This window comes from Pantoea sp. EA-12 (assembly GCF_030053355.1).
Lineage (GTDB): Bacteria > Pseudomonadota > Gammaproteobacteria > Enterobacterales > Enterobacteriaceae > Pantoea > Pantoea vagans_C.
In genome coordinates, this window is sequence record NZ_JASGBY010000007.1 from 246,323 (window position 1) to 263,392 (window position 17,070).

The window sequence follows — 17,070 nt, forward strand, 5'->3', positions numbered from 1 at the left end:
AACCTGGGAAGCCGAAAGGCGACTATTATCCGGAATTGAGAGGTGCATCTCAACCTCTACACAAAAAGTGCGGCAGTTGAGAGCACTCAGAATTAAATTCCTGACGAAACTCGCGCCATTATGGCTGGATAAACGTCTGTTTCACGCGCTGTGAGCGCTTGAGATAGGGAACAAACACCGCGGCGGCCAGCAACGACAGCAGCAGGGTCTGAATCGCTTTGCCATCGGGTACGGGCGTAAAGGCAAAGGTTTTGAGTGCTAACAACACCGTCAGCAGCAGCCAGAGAATGTAATGACGCGGTAAGCGGCGCGAACGTTTACAAAAAATCCAGCACACCCAAATACTGTATACCCACACCAGCCCAGCCGTGAGCAGGGAAATCGACCATTGGGTCAATAGCAGACCACCGTGAGAAAACAGAGTTTCACGTAATTCGGTGTTGAACAGTGGGCTGAGATACATCGCCACCACCAGGGCACTGGTCAACATGGTCATTATCAGCCAAGCCAGCGGCAGTAATAGCCAACCAGCGATGCGCGGCGGGTTCACCGGTTCGGTCATCTTGCAGATCCTGTACGAATAAGAGAAGGCGTATTATGTCCAAACGGGGCACGCCCGACATGGACAACGCAATAGTGCAGAAAAAGGCAGGAAAATCCAATTACATTACATAGCGCCAGACAGATTTTGGCACGCAGCCTAAATCGAAGAGGCGACCGCCGGAAACAAGTTCAGCACGGCGATGGTCGGCGGCACGATACATATTGATGATGTCATTATCATCGGTCAGCGAATAATTGAGATGGTCGTAGAGCTTTTCCAGACTATCGAGATTATTCACTTTACGAAATTTCAGCAGGTAATCGAGCGCAGTCATGATTGCCATTAAAAAAATAAAGTACTGGGAAGTGCCCAAGTATAGGGAGCACACGGCCAGAGTCCATATGTCAGCGTTAAAAAAATTCAAAAATCAGACAAGGCGAGCTAATTTGTTTATCAAAAGGCATTTTTACTCCCTTTCTTGTTTTTTTACGCCCCTTTCTTACTGTATCTAAGGCAAATTACCCCCTTGATATTCGGGGGGCGTGAAAAAATCTCACATCCTCAATATCTCGTCTCTCTCTGCCTGTTTTAGCCCGTTAAACGGCTTATTTCTTTATCAGGCTACGCATAATTAGCTGATTTATTACCAGTTGGTTTGCAAGTTACTGCACGGCTCTTGAAAACACCGATCACATAGTGTGCGAATAGTCACAATTCTGATCATTGCTCACGTCTACAACGCATAACCATTATTTACGTAGCAGCTGTAATCGCTTCCAGTTCTCGTGCACATAACCGATTCTGTTTATTACCTTTATTTAACAGCAGTTGAAATAAATCACAGGTGAAATGTCCATAAAGCTGGTACGACTTCTGACGGGTGTAATTCCGTAACCCCTTTAATTCATTCTAATTTGTGAGGCATGTCGCGCTTGTTTATTTCCTTTTGCGCCAGGCTTAATCCGCGTTTTGTACCCCTACAGCACACTCCCTTCAGAGGAATGAAATTATGTGGAAACGTTTACTCTTGACCGCCATGGTGAGTTCAGCACTCAGCGCATCTGTACTGGCTGCAGATATGACGGTGGGCTTCTCACAGGTTGGCTCGGAATCTGGCTGGCGTTCAGCAGAAACCAACGTGGCGAAAAGTGAAGCGCAAAAGCGCGGTATCACTTTGAAAATCGCCGATGGTCAACAGAAGCAGGAAAACCAAATCAAAGCGGTGCGTTCATTCATTGCACAGGGCGTTGATGCGATCTTTATCGCGCCGGTGGTGCAAACGGGCTGGGAACCGGTATTGGAAGAAGCGAAAGATGCGAAGATCCCGGTGTTCCTGTTAGACCGCGCCATCGTGGTGAAAGATAAGTCACTTTATATGGCCGTGGTGACGGCGGATAACGTGCTGGAAGGCAAGTTGATTGGTGACTGGCTGGTTAAAACGGTGGGTGATAAGCAGTGTAACGTGGTTGAGCTGCAGGGCACGGTGGGTGCCAGCGTCGCGATCGATCGTAAGAAAGGCTTTGCAGAGGCCATCGCGGGCCACAATAACATTAAGGTGATTCGCTCTCAGTCTGGCGACTTTACTCGCAGTAAAGGCAAAGAAGTCATGGAGAGCTTCATCAAGGCGGAGAACAACGGCAAGAATATCTGCATGGTTTACGCCCATAACGATGACATGGCAATCGGCGCGATTCAGGCGATCAAAGAAGCTGGCCTGAAACCCGGCAAGGATATCCTGACCGGTTCAATCGATGGTGTGCCGGATATCTACAAAGCGATGCTGGCAGGTGAGGCCAATGCCAACGTTGAGTTGACGCCAAATATGGCCGGTCCGGCCTTTGACGCGCTGGAGAAATTCAAAAAAGACGGCACCTTGCCGCCAAAAATCATCAAAACCGAATCGAAACTGTATCTGCCAGATTCTGCGCAGGCCCAGCTCGATACCAAAAAAGGCATGGGTTACTGATCCCCGCAGCCGCCCTTCGGGGCGGTTTTTCATGACGTAAGGCGAGGTAGAACCTGATGAGCACCTCCGATGAATCCGCACTCCTGACGCTGCAAGGCATCAGCAAAGGTTTTCCCGGCGTTAAAGCGCTGGATAATGTTTCGTTCAGTATTCGTAAAGGCGAGATCATGGCGCTGCTGGGCGAAAACGGTGCGGGAAAATCCACGCTGATTAAAGTGTTGACCGGCGTTTACACCCGTGACGCTGGCACCATCACACTGAATGGCAAAACCATTTCCCCGCACAACACGGCCGAAGCTCAGCAGATGGGCATTGGCACCGTGTATCAAGAAGTGAACCTGCTGCCGAACATGTCGGTGGCAGACAATCTCTATATTGGCCGTGAGCCTCGCCGTTTCGGCATGATTGATCGTAAGCGAATGGTGCGCGATGCCGATGCACTGATGCGTAATTACGGCTTCGCACTGGATGTGACGCGTCCGCTGGGACATTACTCGGTGGCGATGCAGCAAATTATTGCGATTTGTCGCGCGGTGGATCTGTCGGCACAGGTGTTGATTCTTGATGAACCTACCGCCAGCCTCGATGCCAGTGAAGTGGAGATGCTTTTTAACCTGATGGCGCAGTTAAGAGCCAAAGGGATGAGCCTGATTTTTGTTACGCACTTTTTAGACCAGGTGTACCGCATTACCGACCGTATCACTGTGCTGCGCAATGGTCAGTTTATCGCGACGCGCGAGACGGCATCGCTGCCGCAAATTGATCTGATCAAACTGATGCTGGGCCGCGAACTGCTGGAAACCGCATTGCAGCGACAGGGCAGTACTCTGCGCAGCAATCAACCGGTGGTGGAATTTGAAGATTACGGCAAGAAGGGCACCATCGAGCCGTTTAACCTGCAAGTTCGGCCAGGAGAGGTGGTCGGTTTGGCCGGATTACTTGGTTCGGGTCGAACTGAAACCGCTGAAGTGCTGTTTGGTATTCGTCGTGCCGATCGCGGTACGGCAAAAATCAAAGGGAAAGTGCAGCACATTCGCACCCCGGCGAAAGCTTCGCATCTTGGCATGGGCTTCTGCCCGGAAGATCGCAAAACGGATGGCATTATCGGTGCGGCCAGCGTGCGCGAGAATATCATTCTGGCGTTGCAGGCTCAGCGCGGCTGGCTGCGGCCCATCAAGCGCCGTGAACAACAGGCGATAGCCGAACGTTTTATTAAAAGTCTCGGTATCCGCACGCCGCACGCTGACCAGCCGGTAGAGCTGCTGTCGGGAGGGAATCAGCAGAAGGTGTTGCTGTCACGCTGGCTGGTGACCAAGCCACAATTTTTGATTCTCGACGAACCCACGCGCGGTATTGATGTGGGTGCGCACGCCGAGATTATTCGTTTGATTGAATCCCTGTGCGCCGATGGACTGGCGCTGTTAGTTATTTCCTCTGAACTGGAAGAACTGGTGGGCTACGCCGATCGCGTGTTGATCATGCGCGATTTGAAGCAAGTGGCCGAAATCCCGCTGGAGCAGCTGTCGGTGGCGTCAATCGTTAACGCCATCGCTGACGGAGGAGCACAACATGCTTGAATCGCCTATGACACAGCCTAAACCCGAACGACGTAAGCCGAAGTTGCCGCCTGGCATGCCGCAGATTGCCGCACTGATTTTGGTGCTGCTGGTGGATAGCCTGGTGGCGAACAATTTTTTTGCCATCCATGTGCAGGAGGGTCGTTTATTCGGTAGCCCGATCGATATCCTTAATCGCGCGGCACCGGTTGCGCTTTTGGCCATTGGTATGACGTTGGTGATCGCGACTGGCGGCATCGATTTGTCAGTCGGTGCGGTGATGGCGATTGCCGGCGCAACCGCCGCCACGCTGACCGTAGCAGGGCACAGCCTGATTTTTATTATCCTTGCTACGCTGGGAACTGGGCTGGCCTGCGGTTTGTGGAATGGGGTTTTGGTGGCGCTGCTGAAGATTCAACCCTTTGTCGCCACTTTGATTTTGATGGTGGCGGGGCGTGGTATCGCGCAGCTGATTACCCAAGGGCAAATTGTGACCTTTAACAGCGATAGCCTGGGCTGGTTTGGTAGCGGTTCGCTGTGGCTGATGCCGGTGCCGGTATGGATTACCTTGCTGGTGGCATTGCTGGTGTGGTTGCTGACGCGCAAAACCGCACTTGGCCTGTTTATTGAAGCGGTAGGGATTAACTTACGTGCCGCGCGTAATGCCGGGGTGACCGGCTGGCTGGTGGTGATGTCAACCTATGCGATTAGCGGCGTGTGTGCCGCCGTTGCGGGGTTGATTGTGGCGGCAGATATTCGCGGTGCGGATGCCAATAACGCTGGTCTGTGGCTGGAGTTGGATGCCATTCTGGCCGTGGTGATTGGCGGCGCATCGCTGATGGGTGGGCGCTTTAATCTGGTGTTGTCGTTGATTGGTGCGTTGATTATTCAGTCGATGAATACCGGCATTTTGCTGTCAGGTTTCCCACCAGAGTTGAATCAGGTGGTGAAAGCCGTGGTGGTGATGTGCGTGCTGTTGCTGCAATCACCGCGCTTTATCGCGATGCTGAAAGGGAGACGTCCAAAATGATAAAACGCCATCTGCCTTTGATGATTACGCTGCTGGTGTTTGTCGCCGGTTATTTGTTTTGTCTGAGTCAGTTTCCTGGCTTTGCCTCGACGCGCGTGATCTGCAATATCCTGACCGATAATGCGTTTTTGGGCATTATCGCAGTGGGGATGACCTTTGTGATTTTGTCCGGCGGGATTGATTTGTCAGTCGGCGCTGTTATCGCCTTTAGTGGGGTGTTTCTGGCGCGGATTATTGGCGATTACCATGTCGATCCGATTCTGGCGTTTGCCATTGTATTGGCTATGGGCGCGCTGTTTGGTGCCATGATGGGCTGGCTGATTGATGCCCTGAAGATCCCCGCGTTTATCATTACTCTGGCCGGGATGTTTTTCCTGCGCGGCTGTAGTTATCTGGTGTCGGAGAATTCTATTCCTATCGATCATCCGCTGTATACCACGTTGTCGAGTCTGGCGTGGAAGATCCCCGGCGGTGGAAGGCTAAGTCTGTTGGCGGTGATTATGCTGGTAGTCGTGGTGGGTGGGATTATTCTCGCGCATCGCACCCGTTTTGGTAATCAGGTTTATGCCATCGGCGGTAATTTGACGTCCGCACAGTTGATGGGGGTGTCCACCCGAGCCACCACCATTAAGATTTATATGCTTTCGACGACACTGGCGACATTAGCGGGGATTGTGTTTTCAATTTATACCTCCGCCGGTTATGCGCTGGCGGGCCTGGGCGTGGAGTTGGATGCGATTGCTTCAGTGGTGATCGGCGGTACGCTGTTGTCGGGCGGTGTCGGTACGGTGCTTGGCACGTTGTTTGGGGTGTTGATTCAGGGGTTGATTCAGACCTGGATTAACTTCGACGGGACGCTGAGTTCGTGGTGGACGAAGATCGCCATCGGTATTCTGCTGTTTGCTTTTATCGCGTTGCAGCGTTTGCTGACCGTGATGTGGGATCGCCAGAAGAATGCACCGGTTAAACGCCTGACGTCGTAGGTATATGGTCTCGTAATGTGCGCATTTATGCGCACTTGTTGCTGGGTTTGGCTGGGGTTGCTGTGGGTCTCGTGCCCGGCCCCATAAAGGCCAGCCCGATCGCAAAGGAATCTCGCATCCATGCAGATCGGCCGCCGCATCCCGGCGGCGGACGCTTTGCTCTTCGGGCTGGCCTTTACGGGGCTTTGAGCATTGTCATTGCTGTGGCCCGAGATCGTGTTGACGTTCCTTGCATGTTTTTATGTCTTAGCAAAACGCACGAGATTTTCAGTAAGGAAACAAAGGCGGGTAGTGGAGTAAAGCGTCCGCCGCAGGGATGCGGCGGTCGAGGCTACAGGGATGTATTCACGCCGACTTTACGCAACGCCCGCCTTTGTTGACTGATATGCACGGTTTAAACAATAAAAAAGCCGCGAATCTTTCGCGGCTTCATTCACCGAATCACCTTATCAACGCGCCAGTCGGTAATACGCCTCGTTCCAGCGCAGTGCGTCTTTAAACGCGGGCAAACGTGTCTCTTCATCGATCACCAACACTTCAATGCCGTTCAGTTCGCCGTACAGGTACATATCGTCCAGATCTAAAGCCTGACTAAACACCGTATGGTGAGCACCGCCCGCCAGAATCCAGGCTTCAGATGCTGTCGCCAGCGAGGGTTGTGCACGCCACAGCGCGCGGGCAACCGGCAATTTCGGCAGGGGTTTGGGCTGTTCAATGGCATCGACCACATTCACCAGCAGACGGAAGCGATCCCCCATATCGATCACGCTGGCATTCACTGCACGGCCTGCTGGCGTTGAGAAGATCATGCGCGCGGGATCAGCTTTGCCGCCGATGCCGAGGAACTGCACGTCAATCAACGGCTTGGATTCTTTAGCAATCGACGGACACACTTCCAGCATATGCGAACCTAACACCAGATCGTTGCCCGGTGAGAAGTGGTAGGTGTAATCCTCCATAAACGAGGTACCACCAGCACGGTCCCCGGCCTGGACTTTCAGGATGTGCAGCAGTGCAGCCGTTTTCCAGTCACCTTCACCTGCAAAACCATAGCCTTGCCCCATCAGGCGCTGTACCGCTAAACCGGGCAACTGTGTCATGCCATGCAAAGTCTGGAAGTTGGTAGTGAACGCTTTACAGCCTTCATCGTCGAGGAAACGTTTTAACCCCAGTTCGATGCGTGCGGCATCCAATACGTTCTGGCGCTTATCGCCATTAACTGATGCGGCATCGCTAAACAGATACTGACTCTCATACTCGTCAATCAGCGCACTCACTTCCCCCTCGCTGACGCTATTCACCACCTCGACCAAATCGCCGACACCCCAGCCATTGACCGAATAGCCGAACTGAATCTGTGCGGCGACTTTATCGCCTTCGGTAACGGCCACTTCACGCATATTGTCGCCGAAGCGCGCGACTTTCAGCTGCTGGCTGGCCTGCCTTGCCAGTGCGGCGTTGATCCAGCGCGCGATGCGTTGCTGGCTGGTTTTATCTTGCCAGTGGCCGGTCACCACGCTGTGCTGTAAGCCCATGCGGGCGCCAATAAAGCCAAATTCACGACCGCCGTGCGCGGTTTGGTTGAGGTTCATAAAATCCATATCCATGCTGTCCCACGGAATCTCCGCGTTGAACTGGGTATGGAATTGCAGCAGCGGTTTATTCAGGATGCTCAGGCCGCCAATCCACATCTTGGCGGGAGAAAACGTATGCAGCCAGGTGATGATACCGGCGCATTGATTATCGTGATTGGCTTCGCGGCACAACGCGAGCGCTTCATCTGGAGATTTCACCAACGGTTTCAACTCCAGCGGCACCGGTAAATTACCTGCCTGATTCAGGCCGTCCATCACCTGGCGAGCGTGCTGCTCCACCTGGCGCAAGGTTTCCGCTCCGTAGAGGTGCTGAGTACCAATCACAAACCAAACGTTCTGTTCCATTTACTGCTCCTTACTTGGCGGATGCGGCGTACTGCGGTTCAGCAGCCTGGCACCAGTTTTGATAACGTTGATAAAGTTGCTGATAGCCCGCTACGCGCAGGCTGTTGGGCTGCAATGTCACGGCAATTGGGCTGGCCATCACCTGTTGGGCAGCAGGCACATCGGTATACACGCCGGCAGCCACGGCGGCAAAAATGGCCGCACCTAAGGCGCAGCACTCATCGGAGGCGACAATATCCAAGGGCCGGTTCATCACATCGCAGCATGCCTGCATGATGGCGGGGGATTTACGCGCAATCCCGCCGAGCGTCAGGATGCTCTCGACCGGGATCTGCTGCTGTTCGAAACACTCCATGATGGCGCGCGCGCCAAAGGCGGTGGCCGCGACCAGACCGCCAAAAAGCGCGGGAGCATCGGTACCCAGATTCAGGTCAGTGATCACCCCTTTCAAACGCTGATTGGTATCTGGCGTGCGACGACCGTTGAACCAGTCAAGGATCACCGGCAGATGGTCTAGCTGCGGATCGGCGGCCCAGGCTTCTGTCAACGAACGGATTAAATCCTGTTGCATTGCGGCTAGCTGCGGTTGTAATTCGGGATGACGCGCCACGGCCTGCTGCAGTGGCCAGCCGAGCAGGCGACTGAACCAGGCATAGATATCGCCAAATGCGGACTGACCCGCTTCGCAGCCGATGGCACCCGGCATTACGCTGCCATCTACCTGTCCGCAAATACCTTTAATCGCGCGGTCACCGACTTTTTCGCTATCAGCTATCAGGATGTCGCAGGTGGAGGTGCCAATCACCTTCACCAAGGTATAAGGCTGTGCACCCGCGCCTACCGCTCCCATGTGGCAATCAAATGCGCCGCCAGACAGGATCACCTGTTGCGATAATCCCAAACGCTGCGACCACTCAGCAGAGAGCGTGCCGACCGGCACATCGGCAGTGTAGGTATCGGTAAACAGCGGAGAATCGAGCTGCTCAACCAGCAAAGGATCGAGGGCGCGGAAAAAATCGGCGGGCGGTAAGCCACCCCATTCCGGATGCCACAGCGATTTGTGTCCGGCGGCGCAGCGTCCACGACGCAACTGTGCTGGCGCTGTGTTACCGCTCAGCAAAGCGGGGACCCAGTCGCACAGTTCCACCCAAGACACTGCCGCGTCACGCACCGCAGTATCGCAGCGTGACACGTGCAGAATCTTGGCCCAGAACCACTCCGATGAGTACACACCGCCAATGTAGCGGGTGTAATCAGTGAAATGACCGTTACGGCACAGCTGATTAATCTCTTCGGCTTCTTCAATAGCGGTGTGATCTTTCCACAGCACGAACATGGCATTCGGATTGGTGGCGAACTCCGGTCTTAACGCCAGAACCTGGCCGTCACGATCAATCGGGGCGGGTGTGGAACCCGTGGAATCGACGCCGATACCGACCACGGCTGCACGCTGTTGTGGTGATAACGCTTGCACTACCGCGACTACCGCCTGTTCTAACGCATCAATATAGTCTTGTGGATGATGGCGAAAGCGATTGGCGTGCGCATCACAGAAATCACCCTTCGCCCAGCGTGGATAGTTCACCACGGCTTTTTCCAGCTCTTTACCACTGTGGCACTCGACGGCGAGGGCACGTACCGAGTCACTGCCAAAATCCAGCCCAATTGTTATGGCGCCAGCACCCATTGGGATTCTCCTGTGTGAGTTATCTGGCTCTATCCTGGAATGCGGCTGTTTAAGCGGTTAGTCATCGCTGGCTGAGAACATGCACTTTTCTGCTATCGACGAGGATGTGTGATCGGCAGCAAAAGTTAATGACTGGTTAATTTCGCTGAATATATGGAGGATTTTGTCATCGTTTTGGGATGTGATACCGCTCTACATTTTTCCTTTCCATTCCCGCTACAACTAGCCCAGCGTTTGCGCACCCTTTGTACAAACCTTGAGCTAACGCGCTGATTTTGCGCTGTACCCGAACGTGAAATCTGATTGGTAGCGTTTACACCGATTCGTTATTAACAGCGATAAAACACCATTGTGCCGGAGAGCATCATGCATAAATTCACTAAAGCGCTGGCGGCGGTAGGTCTCGCCGCGGTTATGTCACAATCCGCTATCGCCGAGACCATGAAACTCGGTTTCCTGGTTAAACAACCGGAGGAGCCTTGGTTCCAGACTGAATGGAAATTCGCCGACAAAGCGGGCAAAGATCTCGGCTTTGAGGTCATCAAAATCGCCGTGCCTGATGGCGAGAAAACGCTAAATGCCATCGACAGCCTGGCGGCGAGCGGTGCCAAAGGTTTCGTGATCTGCACGCCCGATCCCAAGTTGGGGTCTGCCATTGCCGCCAAAGCGCGCGGTTATGGCCTGAAAGTCATCGCGGTAGATGACCAGTTCGTCACCGCTAAAGGCAAGCCAATGGATACCGTGCCGCTGGTGATGATGGCCGCGACCAAGATTGGCGAGCGTCAGGGGCAGGAACTGTACAAAGAGATGCAAAAACGCGGTTGGGACGCGAAAGAGACCGGCGTGATGGCGATCACTGCGAACGAACTGGATACCGCGCGTCGTCGTACTGGCGGCTCGATGGATGCGTTGAAAGCAGCCGGCTTCCCGGAAAAACAGATCTATCAGGTCCCCACCAAATCGAATGATATCCCTGGCGCCTTTGATGCCGGTAACTCACTGCTGGTGCAGCATCCAGAAGTCAAACACTGGCTGATTGTTGGCATGAATGACAACACCGTGTTGGGCGGCGTGCGTGCGACGGAGGGGCAAGGCTTTAAAGCCCCTGACGTGATCGGCATTGGTATCAACGGCGTGGATGCGGTCAGTGAACTGTCAAAAGGCGCACCCACTGGCTTCTACGGTTCACTGCTGCCTAGCCCGGATGTGCACGGTTATAAGAGCAGCCAGATGCTCTACAACTGGGTGACCAAAGGTGAAGAGCCACCGAAATTTACCGAAGTCACAGATGTGGTGCTGATCACCCGCGACAACTTTAAAACTGAGTTGGCGAAGAAAGGGCTGATGTAAGCCGTCGTACTCACTTTGAATTAGGCACATTCCGTAGCGGCGTGATTCATCGCGCATGTTAGACGCGGAAAAATCGCTGACGGACGCGCAATGAATTGCGCCGCTACGCAGGTTTAGTTTAGGAGTTTCCATGAATAGCACTGATTCCGCTTTTCTCTCTTTTCATGGCATTTGCAAAACCTTTCCCGGCGTGAAAGCGCTGCAGGACATCTCATTCCAGTGCCGCGCCGGGGAAGTGCACGCGCTGATGGGCGAAAACGGTGCCGGGAAATCGACGCTGTTAAAAATTCTGAGCGGCAGCTATCAGCCCACAGAGGGTGAAATCCGTATTAAAGGGGAGGTGAAAACCTTCAACAACACCGTTGAGGCGTTGGATGCGGGCGTGGCGATTATTTACCAGGAACTGCATCTGGTTCCGGAAATGAGCGTCGCGGAGAACATCTATCTCGGGCAACTGCCACACAAGCGCGGCCTGGTTAATCGCAAGCTGCTGCGCTACGAGGCCGATTTACAGCTCAAAAACCTCGGCATGGATATCGACCCGGATATGCCTTTGAAGTATCTGTCGCTCGGGCAATGGCAGATGGTGGAGATTGCGAAAGCGCTGGCGCGCAATGCACGCATCATCGCGTTTGATGAGCCGACCAGTTCGCTCTCGGCACGTGAAATTGAGCATCTGTTCCGTGTAATCCGACAACTGCGCGACCAAGGCCGCACGGTGCTGTACGTATCGCACCGTATGGAAGAGATCTTTGCCCTGAGCGATGCCATCACGGTGTTTAAAGATGGCCGCTATGTGCGCACCTTTACCGACATGAAAAATACCGATCACGATGATTTGGTGCAGGCCATGGTCGGGCGCAATCTCGGTGATATCTACGGCTACGCGCCACGCGCACTCGGCAAGGTACGCCTGCAGCTGGAAAACGTCGAAGCGAAGGGCGTGCGCATGCCGATTTCCCTCCAGGTGAGAGCCGGTGAAATTGTCGGTTTGTTTGGGCTGGTCGGCGCCGGGCGCAGCGAATTGATGAAAGGGCTGTTTGGTGCCACCAAATTGCGTGGCGGTACGGTGACGCTGGATGGCAAACAGCTCAACATTCGCCAGCCGATTGATGCCATTCGCGCTGGGATCATGTTGTGCCCGGAAGATCGAAAGTCTGAAGGCATCATCCCGGTGCACTCGGTGCGAGACAACATCAACATCAGTGCGCGTCGTCACAATCTCACCGCCGGTTGCCTGATTAATGCCAGTTGGGAAGCAAAAAACGCCGATATCCACATCCGTTCGCTGAACATCAAAACCCCCGGCCCGCAACAGCTGATCATGAATCTCTCCGGCGGTAATCAGCAGAAGGCTATCTTGGGCCGCTGGTTGTCGGAAGAGATGAACGTGATCCTGCTGGATGAGCCGACGCGGGGTATTGATGTCGGCGCTAAACACGAAATCTACAACCTGATTTATCAGCTGGCTAATAAAGGGATCGCGGTGCTGTTTGCCTCCAGCGATCTGCCCGAAGTGATGGGCTTAGCGGACCGCATCATTGTGATGCGCGAAGGGGAAATTGCCGGTGAACTCACTCACGACGCGGCCACGGAACAGCTGACGCTAAGCCTGGCGATGCCGAAAACCACTCAAGCGGCCGCCGTGGCCTGATGTAAAGGAGAGCAACAATGGCTTCATCTACCACTTCCAACACGCCACCTGCGCAGCGCCATGGTCTGCAATTGGGGCGGATTTGGGACAACTTCGGCATGCTGGTGGTATTCGCGCTGCTGTTTATCGTCTGCGCGATCTTTGTGCCGAATTTTGGTTCACTGATCAACATGAAAGGGCTGGGGCTGGCAATGTCGATGTCGGGTATGGTGGCGTGCGGCATGCTGTTCTGCCTCGCTTCCGGCGATTTCGACTTGTCTGTCGCCTCTGTAATCGCCTGCGCTGGCGTGGTCACCGCTGTCGTGATCAACATGACGGAAAGCCTATGGATTGGCGTGGCAGCGGGTTTGCTGCTGGGCATGGCCACCGGGTTTATCAACGGTTTTGTGATTGCCCGGCTAAAGATCAATGCGTTGATCACCACCCTGGCGACGATGCAGATTGTGCGCGGCCTGGCGTACATCTTCTCGGATGGTAAAGCGGTGGGTATTGAAGATGAACGTTTCTTTACCCTCGGCTACGCCAACTGGTTGGGTGTGCCGGCCCCCATCTGGCTCACCATTGCCACTATGATTGTGTTTGGTTTCCTGCTCAACAAAACCACCTTTGGTCGTAATACGCTGGCGATCGGCGGCAACGAAGAAGCGGCGAGACTGGCTGGGGTGCCGGTGGTGCGCACGCGCATCATCATCTTTATTTTGTCAGGTCTGGTGTCGGCAGCAGCGGGCATTATTCTGGCATCACGTATGACCAGCGGCCAGCCGATGACATCGCTGGGTTATGAGTTGATTGTGATTTCAGCGTGCGTGCTCGGCGGTGTGTCACTGAAAGGTGGCATCGGCAAAATTTCCTATGTGGTGGCCGGGGTACTGATTTTAGGCACGGTAGAGAATGCGATGAATTTATTGAATATCTCGCCGTTCTCACAGTATGTGGTGCGCGGTTTGATACTGTTAGCGGCGGTGATTTTTGACCGCTACAAACAGAAAAATAAAGCGATCTAATGCTGGATTCTGTAGCGGCGGCCTCCAGGCCGCCCGCAATTTACGTTTCAGTGAGGGCACTATGTACCATCGTGAACCGCCAAATGAGCAGCAGAACCCCTTATTACCGGGCTACCCGTTCAACGCCTGGCTGGTGGCGGGGCTGACGCCAATTAATGCCAACGATCAGTTGGATTTCTTTATTGACCGCCCTCTGGGTATGAAGGGCTACATCCTGAATCTGACCATCAAAGGTCAGGGCCGGGTATTTGATGGTGAATCGGCTTTTAATTGTGAGCCGGGTGACCTGCTGCTGTTCCAGCCAAAAACGCCACATTACTATGGACGTTCCCCGGACAGCCCTTGTTGGTTCCATCGCTGGGTCTATTTCCGCCCACGCGCTTACTGGACCGACTGGCTGCAGTGGCAGGATGAGAGCCAGGGCGTAGGGCGCTTACGCCTGTCTGAGGCGCAGCGTGCTGAATTCGATCGCCTGTTTGCCAGTATCGAACAGACGCACAATTCGGGGCGTCGCTTTGCGGAAGAACTGGCAATGAATCTGCTCGAACGGTTGCTGCTGCGAGCCGTGGAAGAGGACCCACGGAGCCATCAGCAAATCCGCGATCCGCGCGTGATTGAGGCCTGCCAGTACGTCACCAATCATCTGGCGAGTGAAGTCAAAATTGAGGAAGTGGCACGGCACGTCTGTTTATCGCCTTCGCGGCTGGCGCATCTGTTCCGTGAGCAAATGGGTATCAACTTGCTGCGCTGGCGCGAGGATCAGCGCGTTATCCGCGCCAAGCTGCTGCTGCAAACCACCCAGGAGCCGATTGCCTCGGTCGGTCGTGAAGTGGGTTATGACGACCAACTCTATTTCTCTCGCGTGTTCCGCAAACGGGTGGGTGTCAGCCCCAGTGATTTCCGTCGGCGTAGCCAGGATGCACACGATGCTTTAGTGGCTCAGGAGAGCTGGCAATCGGCACGGAGTGCGATCTCCTGAGTTTTCAGGTGATTCCACCTTGTTCTTACTGACTGATTCGTCTTAAATCAGTCTGGTAACGAACAAGAGGAATGAGAATGAGCGATAAATTACGTGTCGGCCTGATGGGCTACGGCTTTGCCAGTAAAACCTTCCATGCACCTTTGATCGCCGGAACGCCGGGCGTTGAACTGGCCGCGATCTCCAGCAGCGATGCCAGCAAAGTGCACGCTGACTGGCCATCGGTGCAGGTGGTGGCCGATCCGCAAGCACTGCTGGATGACCCGACACTGCAACTGATTGTAATTCCTACCCCGAACGATACCCACTTCCCGCTGGCAAAAGCAGCGCTCAATGCCGGTAAGCATGTGGTTGTCGATAAACCGTTTACCGTGACGTTGTCACAAGCGCGTGAACTGGACGCGTTAGCCAAAGCCAAAGGGCTGCTGCTGTCGGTATTCCACAACCGTCGTTGGGACAGCGATTTCCTGACGCTGAAAACCTTGCTGGCGGACGGTACGCTGGGCGATGTGCGTTATCTGGAATCTCATTTTGACCGTTTCCGTCCTGAAGTGCGTCAGCGCTGGCGTGAGATGAAAGGGCCGGGCAGCGGTATCTGGTTTGATCTGGGGCCGCATGTGCTGGACCAGGCGCTTCAGCTGTTTGGACCCCCGGTGGCCATCAATGTGGATATGGCCGAGCTGCGCCCAGGCGCACAAACCACCGACTACTTCCATGCGGTACTGACTTATCCTACCCGCCGCGTGGTGCTGCACGCCAGCATGTTGGTGGCGGCTGAGTCAGCGCGTTTCGTGGTGCACGGCACGCGTGGCAGCTACGTGAAATATGGCCTGGACCCGCAGGAAGATCGTCTGAAAGCGGGCGAACGTCCACCGCGTGAGGACTGGGGCTACGACATGCGCAACGGCACACTGACGCTGGCGGAAGGCGATGTGATGGTGGAAAAAGAGCTGTTAACGCTGCCGGGCAACTATCCAGCCTACTATGCAGGCATTCGTGATGCGATTGCCGGCACCGGAGCAAACCCGGTCGAGGCTGAAGAGGCCATTCAGGTGATGGAGCTGATCGAACTGGGTCTGCAGTCTGCCGAGAAGCGCCAGACGATGTCGCTGAGGTAACAAGATAACCTGATAAAGGCTGTGCTTTGATTGAAACGGTCACCCGAAATGGTGACCGTACAATTTATGATGTGCAGATTGGGATAATCACCTTTTAGGGTGGCTCAATATGGTGGGTGCGCATTTATGCGCACCTTATTATTTATCCCGCGACGCGCGCTCGCAGCGCCGCTTTCTCTGCATCACTCAGGAAGGCAATGGTCACGCCATTTTCCTGCGCCTGACGCATCTCTGCGACGGTTAACCCTGCCTGCGGTGCTGCTACCTGATACTCGTGTGCCAGTTCCACACCCTGAACTGCAGGATCATCCGTATTGATGGTGGCGAGAATGCCATGCTGCAGGAAGGCCTTCAGCGGATGGGTGGCCAGCGAGGCAACGGTGCTGGTCTGAATGTTTGACGTGAGGCATGACTCCACGCCAATGCGCTGCTCGGCGAGGAAATCCATCAGCGCACGATCTTCAATCGCTTTCACACCGTGGCCGATACGCTCAGCACCCAGCTCACGAATGGCCTGCCAGATGCTTTCTGGGCCAGCGGCTTCACCGGCGTGCACGGTAATTCGGAAACCGGCGTCACGGGCGCGATTGAAATGACTGAGGAACTCACTGCCTGGGAAACCTAACTCGTCGCCAGCAAGGTCCACCGCCGTGATGCCATCACGGTGTGCCAGTAAACCTTCCAGTTCACGCAGACAGGCTTCATCACCAAAGGTACGGCTCATGATGCCGATCAGATTGACATCCACACCATACTGTTTTGCGCCTGCACGCACGCCATCAATGACTGCTTCAACCACGCCGGCAATCGGCAGATTGTGGGTCATGGCCATGTAACCCGGCGAGAAGCGCAGTTCAGCGTAGTGAATACCTGCACGTGCGGCGTCTTCGACGTTTTCCAGTGCAATGCGGCGACAGGCATCGAGATCGCCCAATACTTTTACGCCCCAATCCAGTTTTTGCAGGAAACTGACCAAATCCGGTTCGTTGGCGGTGACTTGCACGTGCGGACGCAGTTCATCGAGGGTATGAGCAGGCAGCGCAAGATTAAACTGGCGGCCTAAATCAAGAATAGTTTGTGCGCGGATGTTGCCATCAAGATGGCGGTGGATGTCAGTCAGGGGGAGTTTCAGGTCAATCATGTCGCACTCGCTAAAGTTACATAAAGTGCAGAGCATTATAAAAACATCTTGCGCAACAGCGCCAGTGATTTGCGCAAAGCGAGAAAGGGATGCTGAAATAATCAGCATCCACAGGCTA

Annotated in this window: 14 protein-coding genes; 9 read left to right on the forward strand and 5 right to left on the reverse strand. The window is 54.4% G+C overall.

All coding sequences use genetic code 11. The features are described from left to right. Positions 1 to 118 precede the first annotated feature (118 nt). Positions 119 to 562: a DUF2569 domain-containing protein gene (locus QMZ30_RS13320; RefSeq protein ID WP_039331010.1), complete on the reverse strand. Its 444-nt coding sequence runs from the start codon at positions 560 to 562 to the stop codon at positions 119 to 121. A gap of 100 nt (positions 563 to 662) precedes the next feature. Beyond that, a complete protein-coding gene (gene ydgT / locus QMZ30_RS13325) occupies positions 663 to 878 on the reverse strand; it encodes a transcription modulator YdgT (protein ID WP_039331009.1) in 216 nt (71 codons plus the stop codon). A 675-nt stretch (positions 879 to 1,553) separates the two neighbouring features. Between ydgT and ytfQ the strand changes: the two genes are divergently transcribed. The 4 genes from ytfQ to yjfF are packed head-to-tail and all read left to right on the forward strand — an operon-like array spanning position 1,554 to position 6,079. Next, positions 1,554 to 2,510 carry a galactofuranose ABC transporter, galactofuranose-binding protein YtfQ gene (ytfQ, locus tag QMZ30_RS13330; RefSeq protein ID WP_039331008.1) on the forward strand — a complete coding sequence of 319 codons (957 nt, stop codon included), beginning with the start codon at positions 1,554 to 1,556 and terminating at the stop codon, positions 2,508 to 2,510. A 56-nt stretch (positions 2,511 to 2,566) separates the two neighbouring features. Beyond that, on the forward strand, positions 2,567 to 4,087 hold the full coding sequence (gene ytfR, locus QMZ30_RS13335) for a galactofuranose ABC transporter, ATP-binding protein YtfR (protein WP_283227733.1): 1,521 nt from the start codon (positions 2,567 to 2,569) through the stop codon (positions 4,085 to 4,087). After that, positions 4,080 to 5,096, forward strand: coding sequence for a galactofuranose ABC transporter, ATP-binding protein YtfT (gene ytfT / locus QMZ30_RS13340; protein WP_058973610.1), 1,017 nt, complete (start codon positions 4,080 to 4,082; stop codon positions 5,094 to 5,096). Before ytfR ends, ytfT begins: the two co-directional genes overlap by 8 nt. Beyond that, positions 5,093 to 6,079 carry a galactofuranose ABC transporter, permease protein YjfF gene (yjfF, locus tag QMZ30_RS13345; RefSeq protein WP_283227734.1) on the forward strand — a complete coding sequence of 329 codons (987 nt, stop codon included), beginning with the start codon at positions 5,093 to 5,095 and terminating at the stop codon, positions 6,077 to 6,079. The genes ytfT and yjfF overlap by 4 nt, the downstream gene beginning before the upstream one ends. Positions 6,080 to 6,528: 449 nt before the next feature. Here the strand turns inward: yjfF and araA are convergent, their stop codons facing one another. Together araA and QMZ30_RS13355 are read right to left on the reverse strand one after the other, a co-directional pair. Continuing rightward, positions 6,529 to 8,019, reverse strand: coding sequence for an L-arabinose isomerase (gene araA / locus QMZ30_RS13350; RefSeq protein ID WP_283227735.1), 1,491 nt, complete (start codon positions 8,017 to 8,019; stop codon positions 6,529 to 6,531). Positions 8,020 to 8,029: 10 nt separating this feature from the next. Further along, on the reverse strand, positions 8,030 to 9,706 hold the full coding sequence (locus QMZ30_RS13355) for a ribulokinase (RefSeq protein WP_283227736.1): 1,677 nt from the start codon (positions 9,704 to 9,706) through the stop codon (positions 8,030 to 8,032). A 366-nt stretch (positions 9,707 to 10,072) separates the two neighbouring features. Between QMZ30_RS13355 and QMZ30_RS13360 the strand changes: the two genes are divergently transcribed. The 5 genes from QMZ30_RS13360 (at position 10,073) to QMZ30_RS13380 (ending at position 15,811) form a co-directional block, all read left to right on the forward strand. Further along, a complete protein-coding gene (locus QMZ30_RS13360) occupies positions 10,073 to 11,056 on the forward strand; it encodes an arabinose ABC transporter substrate-binding protein (protein ID WP_283227737.1) in 984 nt (327 codons plus the stop codon). A gap of 130 nt (positions 11,057 to 11,186) precedes the next feature. Further along, positions 11,187 to 12,710, forward strand: a complete 1,524-nt coding sequence (araG, locus tag QMZ30_RS13365) for an L-arabinose ABC transporter ATP-binding protein AraG (RefSeq protein WP_283227738.1) — start codon at positions 11,187 to 11,189, stop codon at positions 12,708 to 12,710. 17 nt (positions 12,711 to 12,727) lie between these two features. Then, on the forward strand, positions 12,728 to 13,714 hold the full coding sequence (gene araH / locus QMZ30_RS13370) for an L-arabinose ABC transporter permease AraH (RefSeq protein WP_039330999.1): 987 nt from the start codon (positions 12,728 to 12,730) through the stop codon (positions 13,712 to 13,714). Between the two features lie 61 nt (positions 13,715 to 13,775). Then, entirely contained in the window at positions 13,776 to 14,693 is a 918-nt protein-coding gene (gene araC / locus QMZ30_RS13375; RefSeq protein ID WP_283227739.1) for an arabinose operon transcriptional regulator AraC, read from the forward strand. A 77-nt stretch (positions 14,694 to 14,770) separates the two neighbouring features. Further along, a complete protein-coding gene (locus QMZ30_RS13380; protein ID WP_283227740.1) occupies positions 14,771 to 15,811 on the forward strand; it encodes an oxidoreductase in 1,041 nt (346 codons plus the stop codon). A gap of 142 nt (positions 15,812 to 15,953) precedes the next feature. Here the strand turns inward: QMZ30_RS13380 and add are convergent, their stop codons facing one another. Beyond that, positions 15,954 to 16,952, reverse strand: coding sequence for an adenosine deaminase (gene add / locus QMZ30_RS13385; protein ID WP_058973616.1), 999 nt, complete (start codon positions 16,950 to 16,952; stop codon positions 15,954 to 15,956). Positions 16,953 to 17,070 lie beyond the last annotated feature (118 nt).